We start from the raw sequence: 22,792 nt of genomic DNA, 5'->3' as shown, positions 1-22,792 counted from the left end.
TTATTTCTCCTTTTTATTTTGATTTAATACTTTATGGTAAGCAATAATACTTGTAAAAATTTGGTCTAATATTTCAATATCTTTTGGTGATTGAATAGCTTTTTCATTAATATGTTGATAGACAAAATTATATAATTCTTGAAGTCCTTTATTTCTACCTGTGTTATAAGCAGTTAAGGGAACAATGTAATAAAGTTTATTTCTAGCATCAATAAATTTATTTGGATTACGTTTTACGATTGTTACAGATTCTTTTAAGACATTTAGAATTTTTCTTAATTGATGTGGTGCTATATCTCCCATTTTATTTGCTATTTTGTAGGCTATTCCAGTATCAAGAAATATTTCAGCAGGATTAGTGTATTTTTCTGATAATGGGATAGTTATTTTTTCGGGCATATTATTTCTTTCTTTTGGTGGTTTGTTTGGTAATCTATGTTGTTTAGTGTTATAACTCATTTAATTAACCTCCCTTGTAAATAAGATAACGAGTTTCATAATAGTTACTTGTTTGTTAATTTCTTCGTCTGTTTTTAGAGTTGTTAAATCTTGTAATATTTTTTTTCTTAAAGTCTCATGGCTATTATCGATTTGTCTATATAGTGAATATTGAATAATAGGAATTGTTGAATAGTATTCATCTAGTGTTTTATTATCCATATGGGACATAATGTTATAAAATCCAGTACGAGATAATGGATTTGTTTTATCATTTAAATAACCACGATAAGTCTCTATTTTATTTAAAATATTTGGTAATTCTTCGAATGAAAAAGTACTGTTCATAATTGTAATAGCATTTTTTGAGCGGTTATCTTTTACATAAGATTTTGAGGCTTCTAATGCATTATCTGCCATTTTAATTCCAAAACGTATAGGTTTTTTAGGATTTTGAATATGTATACCAGCTGATAATGTTATATTAGGATTTTGAACAAATTCTTTAAATTCAATATGTATTTTATTGGCTAATTGTAGAATTCCATAAATTGGTCCTAAAATAACAAGATCATCTCCTCCAGCATAATTAATATAAAAGATGTTTTCGTTTTTATTTTGTAGTTTTTTACTTAAATCAAGACAAATTTGTTTTAATTTGTATCCAAAGAATAATTCTATAAATCTACTTAAAGTTAAATATTTTGATAAAGAACGTTGCAATGTTACATCATTATTTTTTCCTTGTTTAAGTCCAAAAGCAAAGATTGCTCCAAGATTATCGACATCCATTTTAAGAACTCCTAATTTTTCATCACCATAAGATTTATCTAATGTTTTTGTAATATTTTCAAAATTTAAAATAGTATTATTTTCTTTTGGAACAAGGTTAGCAAGAAGTTTAACATTTCCAGCTTCAAAATGATTAACAGCATCTATATAATAAAAGTCATTTTTATTAATTAATTCATGAGGTATTTTTTCAAAAAAGTAAATTTTTATAAAACCTAAATCCATTAAACAATTATTATAATCTAAATTAGAGTATAGGATAGTGAATTTATCGTGTTTTGTGTAATAATCAGATATATTTAGAATGTCTAAGCAATTTTGACATTTATGATCTTTTTTTACATAATTTTGACCACATAATTCACAAATTTCTTTATCTTCTAAATGTTCAACACAGAAATCATTATTAATTAAAGGATAGAATTTTTTTAATTTATATTCCTCTAATTTTGTTTTTAATGCAAGGGCCTTTTCTGTTTTGAAATTACTTAATTCAAACTTATCAACTTTCTCAATTGCGTAAACAACAGATAATGAAGTATTAAATCTTTTATAAAGTTCTTTTGTTATAGTATTGAATGTATTATGAATGATTTTTTCAGTATCATCTAAATAAGGTAATAAGAGTAATGCTCCTCCACCAGTATTGAAAATGATATTAGCTTGTGTAAGTTTAAATTTATCTAATATTGTATATGTAATGGCATTAGTAATAAGAGTAACAAATGCTGAACGTCCTCTTAAAGATTTGGCAATATTAGTTTTAGTTTTAGATCCTTCGGTAATTTTATAAATAAAACTTTGAATACCAGAGACATCAAATTCTAACATATAAAAGTTATTACAATTATTTTGTGATAAACAGCTTGCAATAGCTGTTGTAAGTTTTAAATGATCAAATAAACTTACAGTTTGATTATTTGTTTCATATGTAGAAGAAGGAATCAAGGTTGTATATTTATAAAGTAAAGAATACATACGATGATATTTATAGGGCGTTGGTTTACCAATTAATAAATTATCGAATTTTATTTCTTCAATAAATTGAGCGAATAGTTTTTTATATTCCTCAATACTTTCAATTGTATTTTGTTCAATATTATTTCTACACGGGTTCATACATTGATCTATGCTAGTTAATTTGAACTTTGAATCATAAATTGTTTGTCCAAAATCTATATTTCCCATAATAGATGATAGTCTAGACGTAATGTATTGATATCTAGTTTTTTTATGATTTTCCTCAAAATCAAAGTTTTCATCATTTCTATCAATTTTAGAAGCAATTCGATCAGCATCACGAATAATACTATCAAATTCATCAACCTCATTAATATGATGTCCACTAGATGCTTTTTCTAGCTGATCATTCAAATGAAGATAATCATGAAAAAATTTTGCAGTATATCCACTATGAATATGTGTATGATAGCCATTTGCATGTATTGGAGTAGATGCAATTTCTTGTGAGTTTAGTAAAGAAATCTTTGTAGTTCTTTGATAAAATTTCCCAATATCATGAAGCAAAGCTGCATAAGCAATATTTAAATTATTCATTTTAGCCCTCCTTTATAAATTTTTCTACACTATCAAGGCATTTTAAAATTATCTTATTCACATCTACATTTTGTTTAATTTTACCACCGTGATTAACAACATTTCTTATTTTTAAATAAAAATCATTTATGCTATCTTTATCAAGAATGTCAGTGTTTTTTGAGAGATTATTATTTTTATTACGAATTTTTACTATATAATCTTTTGAATTTATATTCTTAGATGAATTTCGTATATTTAAAAAGAATAAAAGATCTGTTGATAAGTCATAAAAATCAGATTCTTTAGCAATTTTATTTAATAATTCTTCTTTAAACGATTTACTATCTGGAAAATAATAATAATGCACAAGTTCTTCCCTAATTAGTTGATCTGTAAACGTAATAGCAATTTGTAAAGAATTATGAGCTAATAAAAGTTTAATAAATTTGATTTTTTTAATAGCATCATTTTTTTCTATATAAATATTTGATAATTTCTTTTGTATACTTTTGAGATATGGTGTAAGAAGAATATATTTATCTTTTTCTTTTAATATGGATTGGCAGAAATTATAAATTTGAGAAATAGAATGAACACAGCTATCAAATTCACAATAATCTAGCATGTGATTAAATTGATAAATGCCTTTCATCAAATTATTTATTTTATTATCATTTAAATTGTATAAATATGTATCTGATATCTTTAAAAATTGATCGAATGCCATTAATGATGAAGCAATTTTTGAATTTTCATATTGGTTAATTAAATCAATAATTAATCCTTCATTAGTTTCACGATTATAATTACCATAGAATAGATGCTTTAATTGTTTTTTAGTTGATACTTCTAAATAATTAGATATCATTGTCACTGAAATTGGAATATTTCTAAAACTATGTGTAACATCAATAATAAAATCTTCTTTTAATACTTCATTCATTTTTTGTAGAATTTCTTCAATTTTTACGAATTCATTTATAGTTATAAATTTAATATCTATATTAAATTTAGTTTTTATTTCATTTTTAATGTTTCTAGCACCTAGACTATATGACTTCTCGGTACAAAATACAAATACTTCAGAAATATCTGATTGAAATTTTTCAATGATAGCGCTCTGAACGTACTTAGAAGCATGAATTTCTTCTTTGTTATCTTCAAAAGAATAAAGCGCCTCTTCATAGCCTTCCGGAAGAGTACCAACTCCTAAAAAAGTAAAGTATTGCATAATTAATCGCCTCCTTATATATTATTATACCATATATAAAACTGTATATTGAAAACACTTTCATATAAATTCTATAGTGATATTTTTAATAAAATACTGAATTAAACAATTAAAAATAAAAAAATTCATTTTTTAAAAGAAATTTTGACTTTTAGTGTCTATATATATACTGAAAGGAGAATTTTATAATGGAAAAGATAAGACCTAGAATTGCCGATTTTAAAAATGATCTTGTATTTAAGTATCTATTATCCAATATGAAAGATGTTCAGTGTTACTATCTATTAAAACTCATCATCGAAGAGATTGCACATATCAAAACTCAAGAAATTACAGTCTTAAACTCTGAACTTAATCCCAGTCATATAAGTGATAAAGATATGATTTTGGATGTTCAGGTAAAAACAGAAGATGGGGAACTGATTGATATAGAAATGCAGAATACAAAGTTTTCTAGAGAAATCTATCATCGTTTTCAAGCTTATGAATCTCGCATGCTTGATCATCAAGTCAATCGAGGAGATAAGAAATATAGTGAAAATCTACATAAAGTAGTAACTATTCTTTTTATCGATGATATTGATAAAGACAATCTTGAATTGATAGATGCTTATATGCCTAGAAATAGACATGGATATGTAAGAAGGTTTAATTTAATAGAAAGCTACTTTGTACAACTTCCTTTTATTAAAGTCATTGAAAAAGAAAGAGGAATTAAAAGCTTTAGTAAATCAGAAATCTTAATCTACATCTTATATCAAGGACTTACCCATGATATAATGACCTTAGATAATGAGGTGGTAACAATCATGAAAGATAAACTTGAACAATTCAATGAAGATGAAGGACTTGTTTTAGCAGCAGAGAAAAGACAACTCGTTAAAATTCAACATTACCAAGAAGAACAAAGAATTCGTAAAGAATCATTAGAAGAAGGAAAAGCTGAAGGAGAATTATTAAAAGCTAAAGAAAATACTATTGCGCTTTTTAAAAGTAAATTTTCCCAAGAACATGATGAAATATTAGAAAATTTGACACTTGAAAAATACAATCTAATTTTTGATGCATTAATCAATGATCAGGATTTAGAGAGAATTAAAGAAATTATAAGTCGAGATTAATAAAGCTTGGCTTTTATCTATGGTATAATATAAGAATCAGGAGAAACATATATATGAGAAAAGATTTAGGAAATAAAATGCAATTTATGCCTTTACCTGTTTTAATGCTTGCAACATATGATCAAGATGGTAAAGCCAATGTCATGAATGCTGCTTGGGGTGGTGTTTATGATTATAATCAAGTTTATGTATCACTTTCTAAACATAAAACAACAGATAATTTAGAATTAAAGAAAGCTTTTACTTTATCATTTGCGACAAAGAAAACTGAAAAAATTTCTGATTATTTCGGTGTTGTTTCAGGAAATAAAGAAGATAAGATTGCTAAAAGTGGTGTCCATATAACACCTTCAAAACATGTTGATGCACCAATTATTGAAGAATATCCACTTACTTTAGAATGTACTGTAGAATCTTTTGAAGATGGAAATTTAATTGGAAATGTTGTGAATGTTTCTATTGATGAAGATTATTTAGATGAAAATGGTAAGATAGATGTAGATAAAATGGAAATTATTGCTTTTGATATGGTCAATAATACGTATCGTGTTTTAGGAGAAAATGTTGGTAAAGCTTTCAAAGATGGTTTTGATTTATAAAAAATAGTGCATCGTTTGATGCACTATTTGTAGTTGTGATAGTAGCGTTCTGGTAAAGGAGCGTGTTTTTTATAGTTTTGAATATATAAAGGAAGATAAATAAGAGCTTCTTTTAAGGTTTGTTGGTAGATTTTATCAAGAATATCATTATATTTTTCCATTTCTTTATTATGATGGTAGTTAATAATTAAACCTTGGAGTTTATGAAAATTGAATGTGAGATGGAAACATCCATAAATAAGCCCCCTTTTTAAAAAGCTAGGGGCTTTTAATAAATGATCAATTCTTTTTAATCCTTTAAGAGCTTTTTCAATATCTAAATAAGATAGTTCAGGAAAAAAGGATTGAATAGTACATATTTCTTTTTCTTTAAAGCGAATATGTTCATAGATTTCTTTATGCAAAGGGTCTTGATGATGTCTTTTTAAAAGAAGACGATCATAATCAGATTCTATTTCAAAATGATCCATATTTGTATTTTTAATCATCCTTTTAATATAAGGGTGCATTTGACTATCTAATAAATAATGACAAATAAAACCAAGAATATAAGCAAGTTGTGCTTCACTTTGAATAATATCTTGTGCCTTTTCAAAGAAAGTATTGGCTTTATCTTGATGCATCTTTCTTGCTATTTTATTCCATCTTTCATAAAAGAAAATATCTGGACCATGAAGACCAATTAAAAAACAATTTTCATTTCTAAGTAATAAATCTTTAATATTTTGATCATCAAGATGTTTATAAACATCTTTACCAAAACAATAATGTGTATATCCAGCAGGCATTAGAGAAGTTCCTTATATTGCTCTTCTTTAAAACCAACAAGAACTTTGTCTTTTGTTTCAAGTATAGGTCTTTTAACAAGCATACCATTAGTAGAAAGTAGTTCTAATTGTTCATCTTCACTTAAAGTCGGTAAAACATCTTTTAAATGTTTTTCTTTATAAAGATTACCTGATGTATTAAAGAATCTTTTAAGTGGTAAACCACTTTTTAAATAAAGTGCTTTTAATTCATCTTTATTTAGTTTTTCTTCAACGATATGTCTTTCATCAAATTCAATTTGATGATCTAATAAAAATTTCTTTGCTTTTTTACATGTCGAACATTTTGGATAACAAATAAATAACATAAATATCCCTCCTGAAACTATCATATCAAAATTACTACTAAATGAAAAATAATAAGGCTTATTATTGTATACTATTTCAAGATGTGATAGAATTTACTCAAATAAAGATAGAGGCGCAAGATGTTATGAGATTATTATTATTTGATGCAACAAGGTAATGAAGGAGGAGCACTTGCCGAAAGATTGTATCTATTGCATGAGGTAGAATCTTGGGTGTCTAGGAAAGACCTATTCAACTGTCATTATCTAAAGGTAATGGGGAGCTATCATTGATAACGAATTTTTTGTTGCAATGATACTCATTGCAATTTTTTATTTGTCACTTTTTATAAGAGGATGAATAAAATATAGGGAGGAAATTATGAACGATATTATTGAAGCTATAAGTTGTGAAAAAGAAATTATTCAACTTAAGTTATTAAATGTACCAAAACATCCTAAAATGATTGCGAAAATCTTTTCTATATTAAAAGATGAAGAAATTAATGTAGACATGATTTCACAAGTTACTGTTGATGATTTTGTTCAAATTGAAATTACATTAGATCAAGAATTCCAATTAAAACTAAATCAAGCAATCATGAAATTAAAAGATGAATTTAAACAAATTCAAATTTATCAAATTAGAAAATACGCTAAAGTTGCGGTTGGGGGAAAACTGGTAGAAACAACACCAGGTTTAGCAGCTGAAGTATTTGATGTTTTAGGACAAGCTAATATTCACTTTTATCAAATTACGACAAGTAAAAGAACAATTTCTTTAGTTATTGATAAAGAGAATTTAGATCAAGCAATTCAATTATTAAAAGAAAGATTTCATATTGAGGAGGATAAATAAATATGACAATTTTTGAAGGAAGTGCAGTTGCACTTGTATTACCAATGTTTGATAACGGAGACATTGATTTTGAAGGATTTAAAAAACAAGTTCAAAGAATGATTGATGGTGGTGTACAAGCTTTACTTGTAAATGGAACAACAGGTGAAACAGCTACAATTACTATTGAAGATGAATTTAAATTATTAGATCTAACACTAGAACTTGCGAAAGGGACAGGCGTTAAAGTTATTTGTGGAGCTGGTTCAAATGATACACAAACAGCTTTAAAGAAAGCACGTTATGCTAAAGAAAAAGGGGCGGATGCGATTCTTGTCGTAACACCTTACTACAATAAAACAAGCCAAAGAGGTTTAATTCAACATTATACAACAATTGCGGATGCCGTTGATATTCCAATGATTTTATACAATGTACCAGGAAGAACAGGATTAAATATTTCGGTTGATACTGTTGTTGAACTTGCTAAACACAAAAACATTCAAGCAATGAAAGATGCCACAGATAATATTGCTTATGCGATGGAAGTTTTAGCTAAAACAGCTGATTTAGACTTTGATTTATATTCAGGATGTGATGATAACATTCTTCCATTTATGGCAGCTGGAGGAAAAGGGGTTATTTCTGTAACTTCTAACTTATATCCAGAAGCAGTAGAAAAATTAACACAATTAATCTTAAAAGGAAATATTAAAGAAGCTCAACCTTTAGCTTATGCTTTAGATCCTATTTCACGTTTATTATTTATTGATGTTAATCCAATTATGCCAAAAGCTGCACTTGCGAAAATGGGAGTATGTGGTGAACATTTAAGATTACCATTAATTGAAACAACAGAAGAAAATAAAAAAGCTTTATTTGATGCAATGGATACATTTGAAAAATTGGGGTATTAAGATGAAGGTATTATTATATGGATATGGTTTGATGGGTAAAAAAGTAGCTCATCAATTAAGAACACAAGAAGGTTTTGATTTAATTGGGATTGTTTCTTATGTGTTTGATGAAAAAGCACCAGAAGCAATGTACAATAATTTAACAGAAGTCCAAGATCGTGCGGATGTGATTATTGATTTTTCACATCCAAACAATCTTGATGATATTTTAGCTTACGCTAAAAAGAATAAAACAAAAGTTGTTTTTGCAACAACTGGTTTTTCTAAGGAACAATTAGATAAGATTGAAGAAGCTTCTAAAGAAATTGCTATCTTCCAATCTTATAATACAAGCTTTGGAATTCAAATGGTGACAAAAATTTTAAAACAAGTTGCTAAAGAATTCTATGATAATGGTTATGATATTGAGATCTTAGAAAAACATCATAATCAAAAGATTGATGCACCATCAGGTACAGCAAAGCTTTTATATGAAGTAATGGAAGATGAAATTAAAGAAACAACACCTGTATATGATCGTAGTGCACTTCATGAAAAAAGAAAGAAACAAGAAATTGGAATTCAAGCACTTCGTGGTGGAACAATTTTTGGTGAACATGAAATTATGTTTGCGGGATTAGATGAAATTATTGAAATTAAACATACAGCTTTATCTAAAGATGTCTTTGTTCAAGGTGCTTTAGCTGCAGCTAAAGCCTTACAAGATAAGGATCATGGGTTGTTTACGTTAAAAACACTTTATTAGGGAGAAAAGAAATGGTTTTACAAACTGAATTTGCACAAATTAAGGGAAATGATTTATACATAGATGATGTGAAAGCAACTGATTTAGTTAAACAATATGGAACACCACTCTATGTTATGTCTGAAGGACATATTAGAAAACAATTTAATACATTAAAAACAAAAATGATTGATAAATATGAAAATACATTACCATTATTTGCATCAAAATCATTTTCATGTAAAGCAATCTATAAATTAGCAATGGAATATGGCGTAGGAATTGATTGCGTTTCTGCAGGAGAAATCAGTGTTGCGTTAAAAGCAGGATTTGATCCTAAAAAGATTTATTTCCATGGGAATAATAAATTACCTTCAGAAATTCAATACGCTTTAGAAAATGGTGTAGAAAACTTTGTCATTGATAACTTCTATGAAATTGAACTTGTTGAAGAAATTGCTTCAAAATTAAATGTTAAAGTCAATGGACTTGTCAGAATCACACCAGGTGTCTATGCAGGTGGACATGATTATATTCGTGTTGGAGCCAAAGATACAAAATTTGGTTTTTCAAGTCATGATAATACATACTTAAAAGCAATTAAAAAAGTTATTGATGCACCACATATCAATTTTGATGGAATTCATTGTCACGTAGGTAGTCAAATTGAAGAAATTCAAGCTTATGTACTTGCAATGAATAAATTTGTAGATATTGCTTATGAAATCTATGATATCTTTGGAATCGTTATTAATAAATTAAATGCTGGTGGTGGTTTTGGTATCCAATATACAGCAAGTGATCATCCACTAGAATTTGATGATGTTGTTTCTACAATCATGGATATCATCTACAAAGGATTCGACAAAAGAGATATGAAACGACCAATGGTCTTAGTAGAACCAGGACGTTATTGTGTAGGTAATGCAGGTATTACTTTATATACAGTAGGTTCATATAAATACATTAGAGATATTAGAGATTATATTAGTGTAGATGGAGGAATGACAGATAACATCCGTTCATCATTATATAACGCTAAATATGATGCTGTTATCGCTAATAAAGCTGGACAAGAAGCAAATCATTTAGTAACAGTAGCTGGTAAAAACTGTGAATCAGGAGATATTTTAATTAGAGATATTATGTTACAAGATCCTCAACCAGGAGACATTCTAGCAATGTTCTCGACAGGAGCTTATCACTATTCAATGTCTTCTAATTACAACCAATTACCTAAACCAGCAGTAGTCTTTACATACCAAGGTAAATCTAAAGAAGTCATTCGTAGACAAACTTTTGATGATTTGGTTGCATATGATGTAGATTAAAAAATATAAATTAAATTAAAATAGCCCTTGTAAAACGGACATAAGAAAAAGTACTTTGATACTTAGTCCTGTTCTACAGGGCTTTTATTTTATATATTGGGTAATCAAATAATTTGGGGACAACCTAAATATTACAAGAAATTGAATAATAAAGAGAACAACCAGAAATGGTGGGTATATTATAAAAATATTTTTATAATATACCCGAGATGAAAAATTTTTAAAGGGAATACAAAATTAGTATTCTCTTTTTATATATTTATTATTTGATACATTATAAAATATATATAATAAATTGTTTAAGGAGATTCTTCTATGAATATTACAGGTTATAACTTAGAAACATTGAGGAAAAAAATAAGGGATTTACAAGAAGAAAATAACAAATTAAAAGAATTGTTAAAAAAATCAAATATAATATTTGATGAACAAACGAATAATATAACAAATAATCTAACTGAATATAATGAAGATCAAGGTGCTTGTATAAAAGATCAATATATTACAGGTGAAATGGCTGCTATTTTTTTAACAATATTTCAAGGTAGGAGAGACGTCTATGCATTAAGAGGTTCACGAGGTGGTTATTTTCCGCAATGTAATAATAGATGGAATAGTATGTGTCCTAAACAAAACAATGTAAAAACATCATGTATAGATTGTCCGTATAAGCAATGGAAAGAATTAAACAGAAATGTAGGATTAAATCATTTGCTTGGTCATAAAGATAATTGCACAGATGTAATAGGTATTTATCCTCTTTTAGAAAATGATACATGTAAGTTTATTGTTTTTGATTTTGATAATCATGATGAAGAGAGTATAGATAATAATGATTGGAAAGATGAAGTAAATGCGTTAAGAAAAATTTGTGAAGAAAGTAATATTGATGTTTTAATAGAAAGGTCTCGTTCTGGAAATGGGGCACATGCTTGGATAGTATTCAAAGAATTTATATCAGCATCGCTAGCAAGAGATTTTGGCTATTTACTAATAGAAAAAGGAGCTGCATCAATTAACTTAAAATCATTTAGATATTATGATCGAATGTTTCCTACACAAGATCATAATCAAGGGCTTGGGAATGTTATAGCACTTCCATTACAAGGTAAAGCGTTAAAAAATGGTAATAGTGCTTTTGTTGATGAAAATTGGAATGCTTATTATGATCAATGGTTGGTTCTTAATAAAATTAATAGATTAACCAAAAAAGATGTTGAAAGGTATATTGATAAATGGAAGATCGAATTAGCAGAAGGTAAAGGATTATTGATAAATCCTAATCGAGAAGCGAGAATTAAGCCATGGAAAAAAGATGAGCCTTTTTATAAAGAAGATGTTGTAGAAAAAATGACAATTGTGCTTGCTGATGGTATTTATATTGATACTTTGAATTTAAGCCCTAGAATTCAAAATCAAATAAGGAGTTTAGTTGCTTTTGATAATCCAATATTTTATAAGAATAATAGATTAGGGTACTCGAATTGGAATCAACCAATGGTTGTTTATATGGGAAGTGATATTAATGACTATATTAAAATCCCTAGAGGACTAATGGAAAAGATTAGTGATAAGTGCTCACAGGCAAATATTCCATATGAAATTATTGATAAAAGAGAAAGAGGAAAACCAGTCAATGTAGAATTTAAAGGACAATTAAAAGATAATCAGAATACAGCAGCAAATGAATTATTAAAATATGATAATGGTATTTTAAATGCAACAACAGCGTTTGGAAAAACGGTTGTTGCAAGTTACCTTATTTCAAAAAGAAAAGTAAGTACATTGATTGTTATGCAAAGTGTCAGTTTAATCAATCAATGGGTAGAAGAGTTACATAAATTTTTAGATATAAATGAAGAATTACCAACCTATCAAACTAAAACGGGAATAATTAAAACAAGGAATGATGTTATAGGGGTTCTTTATGGAAATAAAAACACGTTAACTGGGATAATAGATGTTGTATCTGTCAATTCAATTTACGATAAAAATGGAAAAAGTAAGTTAAAAGATTCTTATGGTATGGTGATAGTTGATGAATGCCATCATAGTGCATCATCTGTATTTGAAAATGTATTAAATAAAGTGAATTCAAAATACGTTTATGGTGTTTCAGCAAATGATAAGAGAATCGATCAATTAGAAAAGAAAGTTTATATGTTGATAGGATCTATAAGACATCAATTCACAAGTAGACAAAGGATAGAACAACAAAACATTGATCATTTTATTTATCCGCGATTTACACGAGTTATTAATTTAGGTGATAGTAAACAAGATATAAATAGTGCGTATTCATTAATAGCAAAAAGTACAATTAGAAATGAAATGATAATTTCAGATATAAAAGAATGTATTAAAAATAAAAGAAGTCCTATTGTTTTAACTCGTTATAAGGAACACGCTAAATATTTATATGATGTTTTAAAGAAAGATGTGCTTGATAATACTTTCTTGATTTATGGTGATAATACTCAAAAGAAAAATAACGAAGTAAGAAAACAATTGTTAGAAATAAACCAAAATGAATCGTTTATTTTGGTTGCTACTTCACAATCTGTAGGTGAAGGGTTTAATGTTCCAAGATTAGATACACTTTTTCTTACAACACCAGTTTCAGGAGAACCATTAGTAGAACAATTTTTAGGAAGAATTAATAGAGATTATGAATTTAAGGAAAGTGCTATCGTATATGATTATGTAGATTTACATATTAGCTTTTTTAACAATATGTATAAAAAGAGGCTAAGAGCTTATAGAAAAATTGGTTTCGACGTTATTACAAATGTAGTGAATAATAAACAAGAAGCTCATCATATTTATAATTATAATGATTACTCTGAAATATTTGCTCAGGACATTCATGAGTCAAATAAGGAAATAATTGTATGTAGTCCACAATTAGATGAAAAGAAAATATTTGAATTCATTGATTTGGTGAAGAATAAACAAGAAAAAGGAGTTACGGTTATTGTTATTACAAGAGATCCTAATAATTTGCAGTTTGATAATCCTGATTATGCAAATTACTTAATATATCATTTAAAAATGGCAGGTATAATTGTTGAATTATGTGAAAACCTAGATAATCATTATGCTATTATTGACCAAGAAATTGTATGGCATGGGGGAATTAATTTATTAGGTAGACCAGATATTTATGATAATTTAATTAGATTAAAATCCGTTGATGTTGCATCGGAGTTGTTAACGTTAGATAAGGATGAATAAGATCAATATGATAATGATAAGAGCGCGCGTGAATAATATAGATTAAAAACAAGCCTCATACGCTTGTTTTTAATATCCTCTCATATGCCATATTTGTTCAGTACAGTCCTCAATAGAAAGTGTTTCTTTGTTTTTAATAAAGTCTAAAAAATCATTTTCATTTAGATTATCTTGTTCTAAAGTTCCTAGAATGCCAGCCATACTAATATGATCAATACCAAAATCCTTAAGCATATGAATTATTTTTCTTTGTGTTTCATTTATTTTTTTCATATTACCCCTCACTATTTTTTATCATTTTTATCCAGTTTTTACTGGCAAATTCAATTTCATCTTCATAATCATCAAAATCATTATAATAATAAAGTTCATATTCTTTATGATCTATAAAGAGATAACCATAGTTATAGTTTTCTAATTCAAGTTGAATGAAAATTGAATAATTTTCATAATTCATTTGTAAGAGAAGCTGTTTTATTTCTTCTTCATTTTTATTTGTAGATAGGATATGTATTTGATCATCTTTTAGATGAAAAGGATTATTTTTATAAAAAGGTTTAATTTGTATTTTTAATGTATTCATAAGCCACCTCAAAAAATATTATAAGATATTTTTCAAAAACTGAAAGATTTTTAAAAAAAGAAAAAAAGGAAGTATAGTGTAAACGAGGTGGAAGAATGCGTAGATTTGAAAGAGAAGTAGTAGATTATGAATTAATAAAAGCAATGTTGAAGGAAATGAATATTGCAAATATTGGTATGAATGATGAAGATGGGTATCCTTATGTTGTTCCAACTAATTTTGGTTTTGAAATGACAGATACACATTTAAATATTTATACTCATTTTATGAAGGTGGGAAAAAAGGCTGATTTATTAAAGAAGGATCCTCGCGTATGTGTTGAGTTTAGTATTTTTAATGATTTTCCTGATAAGAAATATAAAGGGCATTATCATGATTATCGTAGTGTTATCGCTAAAGGAAAGATGAAGATGTTAGATTATAAAGATGATCCTGAAACTTGGGAAAAGGGACACAATTTTCTTTATACATGTAATCATCGTGAGATTAAACCATTAAGTGAAAGAAAGGTTGTACCTGGTATTTATATTGGTGTGATTGAATGTGATTTAAAGGATGTTACGGCTAAATCTGAGTTCCCTTTAAGGACAGTTGAAGATGTTCCTTTTTTGAATGTTTATGAACAAGAGGATGATGAAATTCCTTTTGATATATCGGATATTATTGCTGATAGAAAGGCTAGAATGAAGTAGGAGAATCGTTTTGATTCTTTTTTTTAGACAAATTAAATGATATGTCTAAATTTATGTGAAAAAATCAACGATTATTTAATAAACAATTACTTAATAGAGGGGTTTCATGTATAATAAATTGGACGTAATTGTTTTAATTAAAGAACAATTAAGGGAGGAAGGAAAAATTAAATGAGTATGAAAAAATACGAGGAGTGGGATGCAAATCACAAGCATGACAATCCTCCAAGAGAGAAAATTGTTAAGTTAGGTAGAAAGATTACCGATGTGGCAGATCATATTTTTGGTGGCGTAAAAGTAGAAGATCCAGAATATTGGGGACTTGCTGAAATTATAAGTGATGAAATGGCTGACATTGCTTTACAAATGAAAAAACGTACACCTTATACTTTTAAAGAAATGTGTAAGTTATGTAAGATTGAAAAAAATCAAGAGGAAGCATTTCAAAAAATATTAGATGAAATGAGTTATATTGGTTTACTTGAATATGATTATGGTTATCACTATGATCATAATGGTCGCACTGCACCACAAAGTGAAAGAAGATATATTTTACCAATGTTTGTACCTGGAAGTGCAGAGTTATTTAATATGGAAGAGTTACCAGATGGATCAAATCCACGTGTAACAAATCATCCAGATGTAGCTGCTTTTTTTGAACGTATGACTTATATTCCGCTTGCAGGAATTACACAAATGGTACCACCAGGTGGTGGAGGAATTGGAATGCATGTTATTCCTGTTGAAAAAGCCATTTCTATGGAAAATGAAGCCATTGATATTGAAAAATTATCTTATTGGTTAGATAAATATGAAGGTAAAATTGGTGTAGGAAGATGTTCATGCCGTGCTTCAAGAAAAGCAATTGGTGATGGATGTGCTGATGATGATTTTGGTTGGTGTATCGGTGTTGGAGATTTTGCCGATTATTGTCGTGAAACAGGTAAAGGACATGATATTACTAAAGAAGAAGCTTTAGCTATTTTAAAACGTGCAGAAGATAATGGTTTTGTTCACCAAATAACAAATATTGATGGTGAAAATAAAATTTTTGGTATTTGTAACTGTAATGTTGAAATTTGTAATGCTTTAAGAACATCACAATTATTTAATACACCAAATATGTCACGTTCTGCTTATGTAGCTCATGTAGAAAAAGATAAGTGTGTGGCGTGTGGAAGATGTGTGGAATATTGCCCAGCAGGTGCTGTACGTTTAGGACAAAAATTATGTAAAAAAGATGGTTCTGAAATTAAGTATCCAAAACAAGAATTACCAGATGCTACAAAATGGGGACCAGAAAAATACGATTTTAATTATCGTGATAATAATAGAATTAATACTCATGAAACAGGAACAGCTCCTTGTAAAAGTGCTTGTCCTGCTCATATTGCAGTACAAGGTTATATTAAAATGGCATCTCAAGGAAGATATCAAGATGCTTTAGCGCTCATTAAAAAACAAAATCCATTCCCAGCTGTCTGTGGAGCGATTTGTAATAGAAGATGTGAAGATGCTTGTACACGTGGTAAAGTCGATGAAGCTTTATCAATCGATGCAATTAAAAGATTTATTGCGGAACAAGATTTAAATGCCAAAACGAGACATATTCCAAAAGTTGTGATTCCTGCAAGTATTCATATGGATCATTTTGATGAAAAAATTGCGATTATTGGAGCAGGACCTGCTGGTTTAACAGCTGCTTTCTATTTAGCTGAGACAGGTTATCGTCCTACAGTGTTTGAAAAAAGCAAACATCCGGGAGGAATGTTACGTTATGGGATTCCATCTTATAAACTAGAAAAAGATTTATTAGATGCTGAAATCGATGTCGCAAAAGCGATGGGTGTTGAAATTAAAACAGGAATTGAAGTTGGAAAAGATGTAACAATTCAACAATTAAGAGAACAAGGTTATAAAGCTTTCTATATTGCTATTGGATGCGCTGCTGGTCGTTTACCAGGACTTGAAAATGAAAACGCAGAAGGTGTTATGACAGCTATTGATTATTTACATGATGCAAACTGTGGTAATGCGCCATTTGCTGGAAAAGTTGTTGTCGTCGGTGGTGGAAATGTAGCCATTGATGCTTCTCGTGTATCTGCAAGAAATGCAGCAAGTTCAGTATTCCAATTTAGCTTAGAACAAGAACCAGATATGCCAGCTTCAGTTGAAGAAATCAAAGAAGCAAGAGAAGATGGTGTTACAATCAATTGTGGTTGGGGACCAAAAGAAATTCTTGCAGAAAATGGTAAAGTGACAGGTATTGTTTTCAAAAAATGTTTATCTGTAATTAATGATGGTAAATTTGCGCCAGTTTATGATGAAAATGAAACTATGACAGTTGAATGTGGTCGTTTAATCTTTGCGATTGGACAACAAAGTGTATGGAAAGATTTATTAAAAGGTGAAGATGTTAAATTCAATGGACCAGCTATTGAATTAAATCAAGTGACTTTCCAATCAAGTAAAGAAGATATCTTTGCTGGAGGAGATGTTTATACTGGACCTAAATTCGCAATTGATGCCATTGCCCAAGGTAAGATTGCTGCTGAATCATTACATCGTTATGTTCATAATGGACATATGGAAACAGGACGTAATCGTTGGCAATTTAAGCAACTTGATACAGATGATATTTTAGTAGAAAGCTATGATCGTGGACCTAAACAAGTTGAAGGTATTAACCTTGAGGTTAAAGATCGATTCAAAGATAATACACAAATTCTTACAGAAGAACAAATTAAAAAAGAAACAGCAAGATGTTTAGGATGCGGAGCAACAATCGTTGATGCGAATAAATGTATTGGTTGTGGGGTATGTACAACTAAATGTGAATTTGATGCTATCAAACTTCATCGTGATCATCCAGAATGTTCTAATATGGTTGTGGCAGAAGATAAGTTTAAAGCAATTATCCCTTATCAATTAAAACGTGTAAAAAATATTATTTTAAAGAAAAAGGTAGAACATTAAGATGCATGAATTAGGTGTTACATTTTATGTTGTTAAAGATGTAAAAAAAGTTGCGCAAGAAAATAAAGTTGATAAAATTGATTATGTGAAGTTAGAAATTGGTGAAGTTTCTGGTGTTGTTCATGATCAATTAATTGATTGTTGGAATTGGGCAAGAAAAAAAGAAGCAGTGACAGAACATGCAAAAATGTATATAGAAACATTAGAAGCAATTACTTATTGTGAAGATTGTCATGGACAATATCGTACGATTGATTATGGTAAAACATGTCCCTATTGCCATAGTGAAAATACCTATTTATTAAGAGGTAATGAGTTTAATATTAAGGAGATTGGTATTTATGAAGATTCTTGAACTTAAACAAAATATATTTAAAGAAAACGAAGTAACTGCAGATAAAATTCGTGAAGAATTTAAAAAAACAAAAAAAATTAATGATTAATGTGATGTCTTCTCCCGGTTCGGGGAAGACAACCACATTACTTCGTACGATTGAAAGATTACAAGGTATTACTCGTATAGGTGTCATGGAATGTGACATTGATGCTAGTGTTGATGCTGTTACGATCGAAAATGGTGGAGCAAAAGCCATTCAATTACATACAGGTGGTATGTGTCATATGGATGCAGCGATGACTCAACAAGGACTTAATGAAATGGGAATGGATGATGTAGATCTTATTTTCATTGAAAATGTTGGAAATCTTGTTTGTCCTGCAGAATTTGATACAGGAGCAAGTATTAATATTACGATTTTATCAGTTCCTGAAGGGGATGATAAACCAGCTAAGTATCCATTGGTTTATACTGTTAGTGATGTTGTTTTAATTAATAAGATCGATACATTACCTGTCTTTGATTTTAATAAAGAATTAGTGGAACAAAGAATCCATGAATTAAATCCAAATGCAAAAATTATCTGTTTAAGTGCAAAAACAGGTGAAGGTATGAATGAATTTATTCAATGGATCAAAGAAAATAAAAATAATTAAAAAGGTATAGATGGCTATGCCTTTTCATTTAGTTCTTTATTTAAAATTTCTAGAAAAGCTTCTTCAGCTTTAGAAAACAAACGATACTTTTTCCAAATAAGATTACTTTTAATCATAAGTGGTGGATTTAGTGGTTTAAAACACAAAGAACTTTCAGTTGTTTCATGATAAAGATGTTCAAAAGTTAAAACATAACCAACATCCTCTTCACACATCAATTGGGCATTATAAAAAAGATTATAAGTAGCTACCACATTAAGTGCTCTTTGATTACCTCCTAACCATCCCGCAATATTATTTTTAACCATCTCTTGATTAGATATAATAATTGGCTGATTCATTAGATCCTTAGGTGTAATGAAATCTTTATTCGCAAGATTATAATCCTTTTTCATAAGAATTCCTTCAAGGTCATAACCAGGAAGCTTTAAATAATCATATTTAGAAAAATTTGCAGGTTCCACAACAATCCCTAGATCAAAAATACTTTGATCAATCTTTTCTTCAACATATTGTGCATTTCCACTATAAAGATGAAATTTAATATGGGGATATTGTTTTTGAGTTTTAGCAATAGCTTTCATAATAACACGATTACATATACTTTCACTACATCCAATATGAATATTTCCACTAATATATTTTTTATTATTTCTAAGATAATCCTCACTTCTGTCTACAAGATTTAAAATCTCAATAGCTTGTTCCTTAAATAACCGTCCTTCTTCGGTTAAAGAAACAGTTCGCGTTGTACGATTAAAAAGAGTTATTTGATATTCATCTTCTAAATCTTTAATTTGTTTAGAAAGTGCAGGTTGAGAGACATTGAGTACTTTAGCGGCCTTGGAGAAACTTTGTTCCTGTGCAACTGTTATAAAGTATTTTAAGACACGTAATTCCATTAAATCACCTCATCATAAGTATATCATTATTTATAATTAAAAATAATAAATATCTATAATATATAAGTATTTGTAATTATAAATCTTCTTTTTTACAATACTCTTGAAAAACAAGGAGGAAAATTATGAGCGCATTATCAACTTTATTCCCAGTATTTTTTATGATCATTTTAGGAATGATCGCGCGTATTAAAAACTTTATTAGTTCTAAACAAAAAGAAGGAGCCAATCATATTGTTTTCAATGTATTGTTTCCTATCTTAATTTTTAATGTTTTATTTACTGCTAAAATAGAAGCTTCAGCAATATTGATTGTGCTATATGTTTTAGTTGCTTTTACATTAGCTATGGTTTTAGGTAAATTTATTGCTAAATTTACAGGAAAAGAAATGGAACATATTTCACCCTATCTTTTAACAACTTGTGAAGGAGGAAATGTTGCATTACCACTTTATACATCCATTGTAGGTGTAGCTTATGCAAGCAATACAGTTATTTATGATATTGCTGGAACAGTGATTGCTTTTATTATTATTCCTGTACTTGTTGCTAAAAAGACATCAGGAAATACAAGTACTAAGGAATTATTGAAAACAATTTTCACAAATTCATTTGTAATTGCGGTTATGTTAGGAATCATTTTAAATGTTTTAGGTGTATATGACTTGTTAAGTCAAACTGCTTTTATTGATCTTTATACAAATACAATTCAACAAGCAACAGCTCCTATTGTGAGTCTTATTTTATTGATTATTGGTTATAACTTAAAAATTAATAAAGATACTTTAGGATCATTATTAAAACTTGTAGGAGTTAGAATTATCTTTTATATGCTTGTTATTGCAGGATTCTTTATCTTCTTCCCAAATTTAATGGCAGATAAGATCTATATGATGGGTGTATTGATTTATTTTATGTGTCCAACAGGATTTGCAATGCCGATGTTGATTTCACCACTTTATAAAGGTGAAGAAGATGAAGATTTTGTTGCTGCCTTTATTTCATTATTTATGGTTATTACGTTAATTGTTTATACATGTGTCGTTTTATTTGTTGCATAGTTTGAAAATTTCATATTTTTGACATAAATATATTTTATAATAAGGATAATTGAGGAGGAAAAAAAATGAAATTTAGTAAAGATTTTTATTGGGGTGGAGCAGTAGCTGCTAACCAATGTGAAGGTGCATGGAATGTAGACGGACGTGGAATGACACGTACAGATGTAACGACAGGTGGAACAGTAAATACACCACGTATGGTTACTTTTATTGATAAAGATGGAAATAAACAAAAGTTACCAAATCATGGATTTAAATTACCAGAAGGAGCTCATTTTGCTGTCTTTGATGATGAACTTTATCCAAATCATGATGGTATTGATTTCTATCATCATTATAAAGAAGATATTGCTTTACTTAAAGAAATGGGATTCAAGATGTTTAGATTATCTATCTCTTGGTCAAGAATCTATCCAACAGGAGAAGAAGATAAACCTAATCAAGCAGGATTAGATTTCTATAGAAATGTATTTACTGAACTTAGAAATGCGGGTATTGAACCATTAGTTTCTATTTGGCATTTTGATACACCACTTGCTTTAGAAGAAAAATATGGAGATTGGTTAGATCGTAAATATATTGCCCTTTATGAAAAATACGTAACAACAATCTTTAATGAATACAAGGGACTCGTTAAATATTGGTTAACATTTAATGAAATCAATAATACAGTTAACTTTATTCCTGATGATGCAAGTGATGAAGTTTATCAAGAAGCTTATCAACATTTACATTATCAATTTGTAGCAAGTGCAAGGGCTGTACAAATTGGACATCAAATTGATCCTGAAAATAAAATTGGATGTATGATTTGTGGTATTACTTATTATCCATTAACATCTGATCCAGAAGATATTTTATTTAATCGTTCTAAATGGGAAAAAGGTATCTTCTATTGTGGAGATGTTCAATGTAAAGGTAAATATCCAACATATGCGAAACGTTTATGGAAAGAACATAATGTTAAATTAGATATTACTGAACAAGATTTAGAAGAACTAAAAAAAGGTACAGTAGATATGTATACTTTCTCATACTACATGTCTCAAGCAGTAACTACTCATGAAAATGATGATGCTGTAAGTGGAAATATGTCATTTGGTGTACGTAACCCATATTTAGAATATTCTGATTGGGGATGGGCATTAGATCCTAAAGGATTAAGATATTACTTAGAAATGATCTATGATCGTTATGAAAAACCATTAATGGTTGTAGAAAATGGTTTAGGTGCTTATGATACAGTAGAAGAAGATGGAAGTATTCATGATAATTATCGTATTGAATACTATCGTGCTCATATTGAAGAAATGGCAAAAGCCATTGAAGATGGTGTAGACCTTATTGGTTATACGACTTGGGGATGTATTGATTTAGTTTCTGCAGGAACTGGAGAAATGAGAAAACGTTATGGTTTCATTTACGTTGATAAACATGATGATGGTAGCGGAACAATGAAAAGAAGTAGAAAAGATTCTTTCTATTGGTATAAAAAAGTCATTGCTTCACAAGGAGAAGATTTAGATTAAATATATTAGAAGTTTAACTTTTTGGGTTAAACTTCTTTTTTATTATTTTTAGCACTCACCTCTTGATAATGGAAGTTGATTTTTGTTCTGTCTTGTGTATCCTAGAAGTGCCTGTTTTACGGGCTTTCCGAGGCATCAGTCATTTTGTCTGGTATTGTAAAGCAGTGTCAGATTTGTC

21 protein-coding genes and 1 riboswitch are annotated in these 22,792 nt (G+C 28.7%); of the genes, 13 read left to right on the top strand and 8 right to left on the bottom strand.

Annotated features, from left to right (window positions below; translation table 11 throughout):
- Genes csm2 through Fi14EGH31_RS14755 form a run of 3 tightly spaced genes read right to left on the bottom strand, consistent with a single transcriptional unit; the run spans nucleotide 1 to nucleotide 4,000 of the window.
- On the bottom strand, nucleotides 1–459 hold the full coding sequence (gene csm2 / locus Fi14EGH31_RS14765) for a type III-A CRISPR-associated protein Csm2 (RefSeq protein WP_022002449.1): 459 nt from the start codon (nucleotides 457–459) through the stop codon (nucleotides 1–3).
- A complete protein-coding gene (cas10, locus tag Fi14EGH31_RS14760; RefSeq protein ID WP_022002448.1) occupies nucleotides 460–2,787 on the bottom strand; it encodes a type III-A CRISPR-associated protein Cas10/Csm1 in 2,328 nt (775 codons plus the stop codon).
- Between the two features lies 1 nt (nucleotide 2,788).
- A complete protein-coding gene (locus tag Fi14EGH31_RS14755; RefSeq protein WP_022002447.1) occupies nucleotides 2,789–4,000 on the bottom strand; it encodes a CRISPR-associated DxTHG motif protein in 1,212 nt (403 codons plus the stop codon).
- Nucleotides 4,001–4,188: 188 nt separating this feature from the next.
- On the opposite strand from Fi14EGH31_RS14755, the gene Fi14EGH31_RS14750 reads away from it, so the two are divergent.
- A complete protein-coding gene (locus Fi14EGH31_RS14750; RefSeq protein ID WP_022002446.1) occupies nucleotides 4,189–5,121 on the top strand; it encodes a PD-(D/E)XK nuclease family transposase in 933 nt (310 codons plus the stop codon).
- Nucleotides 5,122–5,174: 53 nt separating this feature from the next.
- Nucleotides 5,175–5,720: a flavin reductase family protein gene (locus Fi14EGH31_RS14745; protein ID WP_118347026.1), complete on the top strand. Its 546-nt coding sequence runs from the start codon at nucleotides 5,175–5,177 to the stop codon at nucleotides 5,718–5,720.
- 23 nt (nucleotides 5,721–5,743) lie between these two features.
- Here Fi14EGH31_RS14745 and Fi14EGH31_RS14740 read toward each other — a convergent pair whose 3' ends face one another.
- Together Fi14EGH31_RS14740 and Fi14EGH31_RS14735 are read right to left on the bottom strand one after the other, a co-directional pair.
- Nucleotides 5,744–6,508 (bottom strand): zinc dependent phospholipase C family protein, encoded by a 765-nt coding sequence (locus tag Fi14EGH31_RS14740; RefSeq protein ID WP_118516267.1) that lies wholly within the window; start codon nucleotides 6,506–6,508, stop codon nucleotides 5,744–5,746.
- Nucleotides 6,508–6,855 carry an arsenate reductase family protein gene (locus Fi14EGH31_RS14735; protein ID WP_267905637.1) on the bottom strand — a complete coding sequence of 116 codons (348 nt, stop codon included), beginning with the start codon at nucleotides 6,853–6,855 and terminating at the stop codon, nucleotides 6,508–6,510. The genes Fi14EGH31_RS14740 and Fi14EGH31_RS14735 overlap by 1 nt, the downstream gene beginning before the upstream one ends.
- A gap of 100 nt (nucleotides 6,856–6,955) precedes the next feature.
- Nucleotides 6,956–7,129, top strand: a riboswitch (Lysine riboswitch).
- Between the two features lie 87 nt (nucleotides 7,130–7,216).
- On the opposite strand from Fi14EGH31_RS14735, the gene Fi14EGH31_RS14730 reads away from it, so the two are divergent.
- The 5 genes from Fi14EGH31_RS14730 to Fi14EGH31_RS14710 all read left to right on the top strand — a co-directional run bounded on the left by Fi14EGH31_RS14730 (nucleotide 7,217) and on the right by Fi14EGH31_RS14710 (nucleotide 13,878).
- Nucleotides 7,217–7,693 carry an ACT domain-containing protein gene (locus tag Fi14EGH31_RS14730; RefSeq protein ID WP_022002442.1) on the top strand — a complete coding sequence of 159 codons (477 nt, stop codon included), beginning with the start codon at nucleotides 7,217–7,219 and terminating at the stop codon, nucleotides 7,691–7,693.
- Between the two features lie 2 nt (nucleotides 7,694–7,695).
- Complete coding sequence (gene dapA / locus Fi14EGH31_RS14725; RefSeq protein WP_139940375.1) at nucleotides 7,696–8,589, top strand: 4-hydroxy-tetrahydrodipicolinate synthase; 894 nt, start codon at nucleotides 7,696–7,698, stop codon at nucleotides 8,587–8,589.
- 1 nt (nucleotide 8,590) lies between these two features.
- Nucleotides 8,591–9,334, top strand: a complete 744-nt coding sequence (gene dapB, locus Fi14EGH31_RS14720) for a 4-hydroxy-tetrahydrodipicolinate reductase (protein WP_139940373.1) — start codon at nucleotides 8,591–8,593, stop codon at nucleotides 9,332–9,334.
- Between the two features lie 11 nt (nucleotides 9,335–9,345).
- Entirely contained in the window at nucleotides 9,346–10,644 is a 1,299-nt protein-coding gene (lysA, locus tag Fi14EGH31_RS14715) for a diaminopimelate decarboxylase (protein ID WP_022002439.1), read from the top strand.
- A gap of 315 nt (nucleotides 10,645–10,959) precedes the next feature.
- Nucleotides 10,960–13,878, top strand: a complete 2,919-nt coding sequence (locus Fi14EGH31_RS14710) for a TOTE conflict system archaeo-eukaryotic primase domain-containing protein (RefSeq protein WP_200764985.1) — start codon at nucleotides 10,960–10,962, stop codon at nucleotides 13,876–13,878.
- Nucleotides 13,879–13,947: 69 nt separating this feature from the next.
- On the opposite strand, the gene Fi14EGH31_RS14705 is transcribed toward Fi14EGH31_RS14710, so the two are convergent.
- Together Fi14EGH31_RS14705 and Fi14EGH31_RS14700 are read right to left on the bottom strand one after the other, a co-directional pair.
- Nucleotides 13,948–14,151: a hypothetical protein gene (locus Fi14EGH31_RS14705; protein WP_195947362.1), complete on the bottom strand. Its 204-nt coding sequence runs from the start codon at nucleotides 14,149–14,151 to the stop codon at nucleotides 13,948–13,950.
- Nucleotide 14,152: 1 nt separating this feature from the next.
- Nucleotides 14,153–14,461, bottom strand: a complete 309-nt coding sequence (locus Fi14EGH31_RS14700; protein ID WP_107029175.1) for a hypothetical protein — start codon at nucleotides 14,459–14,461, stop codon at nucleotides 14,153–14,155.
- 95 nt (nucleotides 14,462–14,556) lie between these two features.
- Between Fi14EGH31_RS14700 and Fi14EGH31_RS14695 the strand changes: the two genes are divergently transcribed.
- The 4 genes from Fi14EGH31_RS14695 to hypB all read left to right on the top strand — a co-directional run bounded on the left by Fi14EGH31_RS14695 (nucleotide 14,557) and on the right by hypB (nucleotide 19,122).
- On the top strand, nucleotides 14,557–15,153 hold the full coding sequence (locus tag Fi14EGH31_RS14695; protein WP_234697808.1) for a pyridoxamine 5'-phosphate oxidase family protein: 597 nt from the start codon (nucleotides 14,557–14,559) through the stop codon (nucleotides 15,151–15,153).
- A gap of 171 nt (nucleotides 15,154–15,324) precedes the next feature.
- Nucleotides 15,325–18,129 carry an FAD-dependent oxidoreductase gene (locus Fi14EGH31_RS14690; protein WP_200764984.1) on the top strand — a complete coding sequence of 935 codons (2,805 nt, stop codon included), beginning with the start codon at nucleotides 15,325–15,327 and terminating at the stop codon, nucleotides 18,127–18,129.
- 1 nt (nucleotide 18,130) lies between these two features.
- The gene (locus tag Fi14EGH31_RS14685; protein ID WP_022000769.1) at nucleotides 18,131–18,484 is read left to right on the top strand and encodes a hydrogenase maturation nickel metallochaperone HypA; all 354 of its coding nucleotides are present in this window, start codon (nucleotides 18,131–18,133) and stop codon (nucleotides 18,482–18,484) included.
- Nucleotides 18,485–18,534: 50 nt separating this feature from the next.
- Entirely contained in the window at nucleotides 18,535–19,122 is a 588-nt protein-coding gene (gene hypB / locus Fi14EGH31_RS14680; RefSeq protein ID WP_234697807.1) for a hydrogenase nickel incorporation protein HypB, read from the top strand.
- Nucleotides 19,123–19,136: 14 nt separating this feature from the next.
- On the opposite strand, the gene Fi14EGH31_RS14675 is transcribed toward hypB, so the two are convergent.
- Nucleotides 19,137–20,024, bottom strand: a complete 888-nt coding sequence (locus Fi14EGH31_RS14675) for a LysR family transcriptional regulator (protein ID WP_200764983.1) — start codon at nucleotides 20,022–20,024, stop codon at nucleotides 19,137–19,139.
- Nucleotides 20,025–20,149: 125 nt separating this feature from the next.
- Here Fi14EGH31_RS14675 and Fi14EGH31_RS14670 point away from each other — a divergent pair, with 125 nt between their 5' ends.
- Both Fi14EGH31_RS14670 and Fi14EGH31_RS14665 read left to right on the top strand, forming a co-directional pair.
- Entirely contained in the window at nucleotides 20,150–21,085 is a 936-nt protein-coding gene (locus tag Fi14EGH31_RS14670) for an AEC family transporter (protein WP_200764982.1), read from the top strand.
- 65 nt (nucleotides 21,086–21,150) lie between these two features.
- On the top strand, nucleotides 21,151–22,614 hold the full coding sequence (locus Fi14EGH31_RS14665; RefSeq protein WP_200764981.1) for a family 1 glycosylhydrolase: 1,464 nt from the start codon (nucleotides 21,151–21,153) through the stop codon (nucleotides 22,612–22,614).
- Nucleotides 22,615–22,792 lie beyond the last annotated feature (178 nt).

This window comes from Faecalibacillus intestinalis, from assembly GCF_015097455.1.
Classification (GTDB): Bacteria; Bacillota_I; Bacilli_A; order Erysipelotrichales; family Coprobacillaceae; genus Faecalibacillus; species Faecalibacillus intestinalis.
The sequence above is the reverse complement of the archived record's forward strand: the minus strand, read 5'-3'. Positions and strand labels throughout refer to the sequence as shown.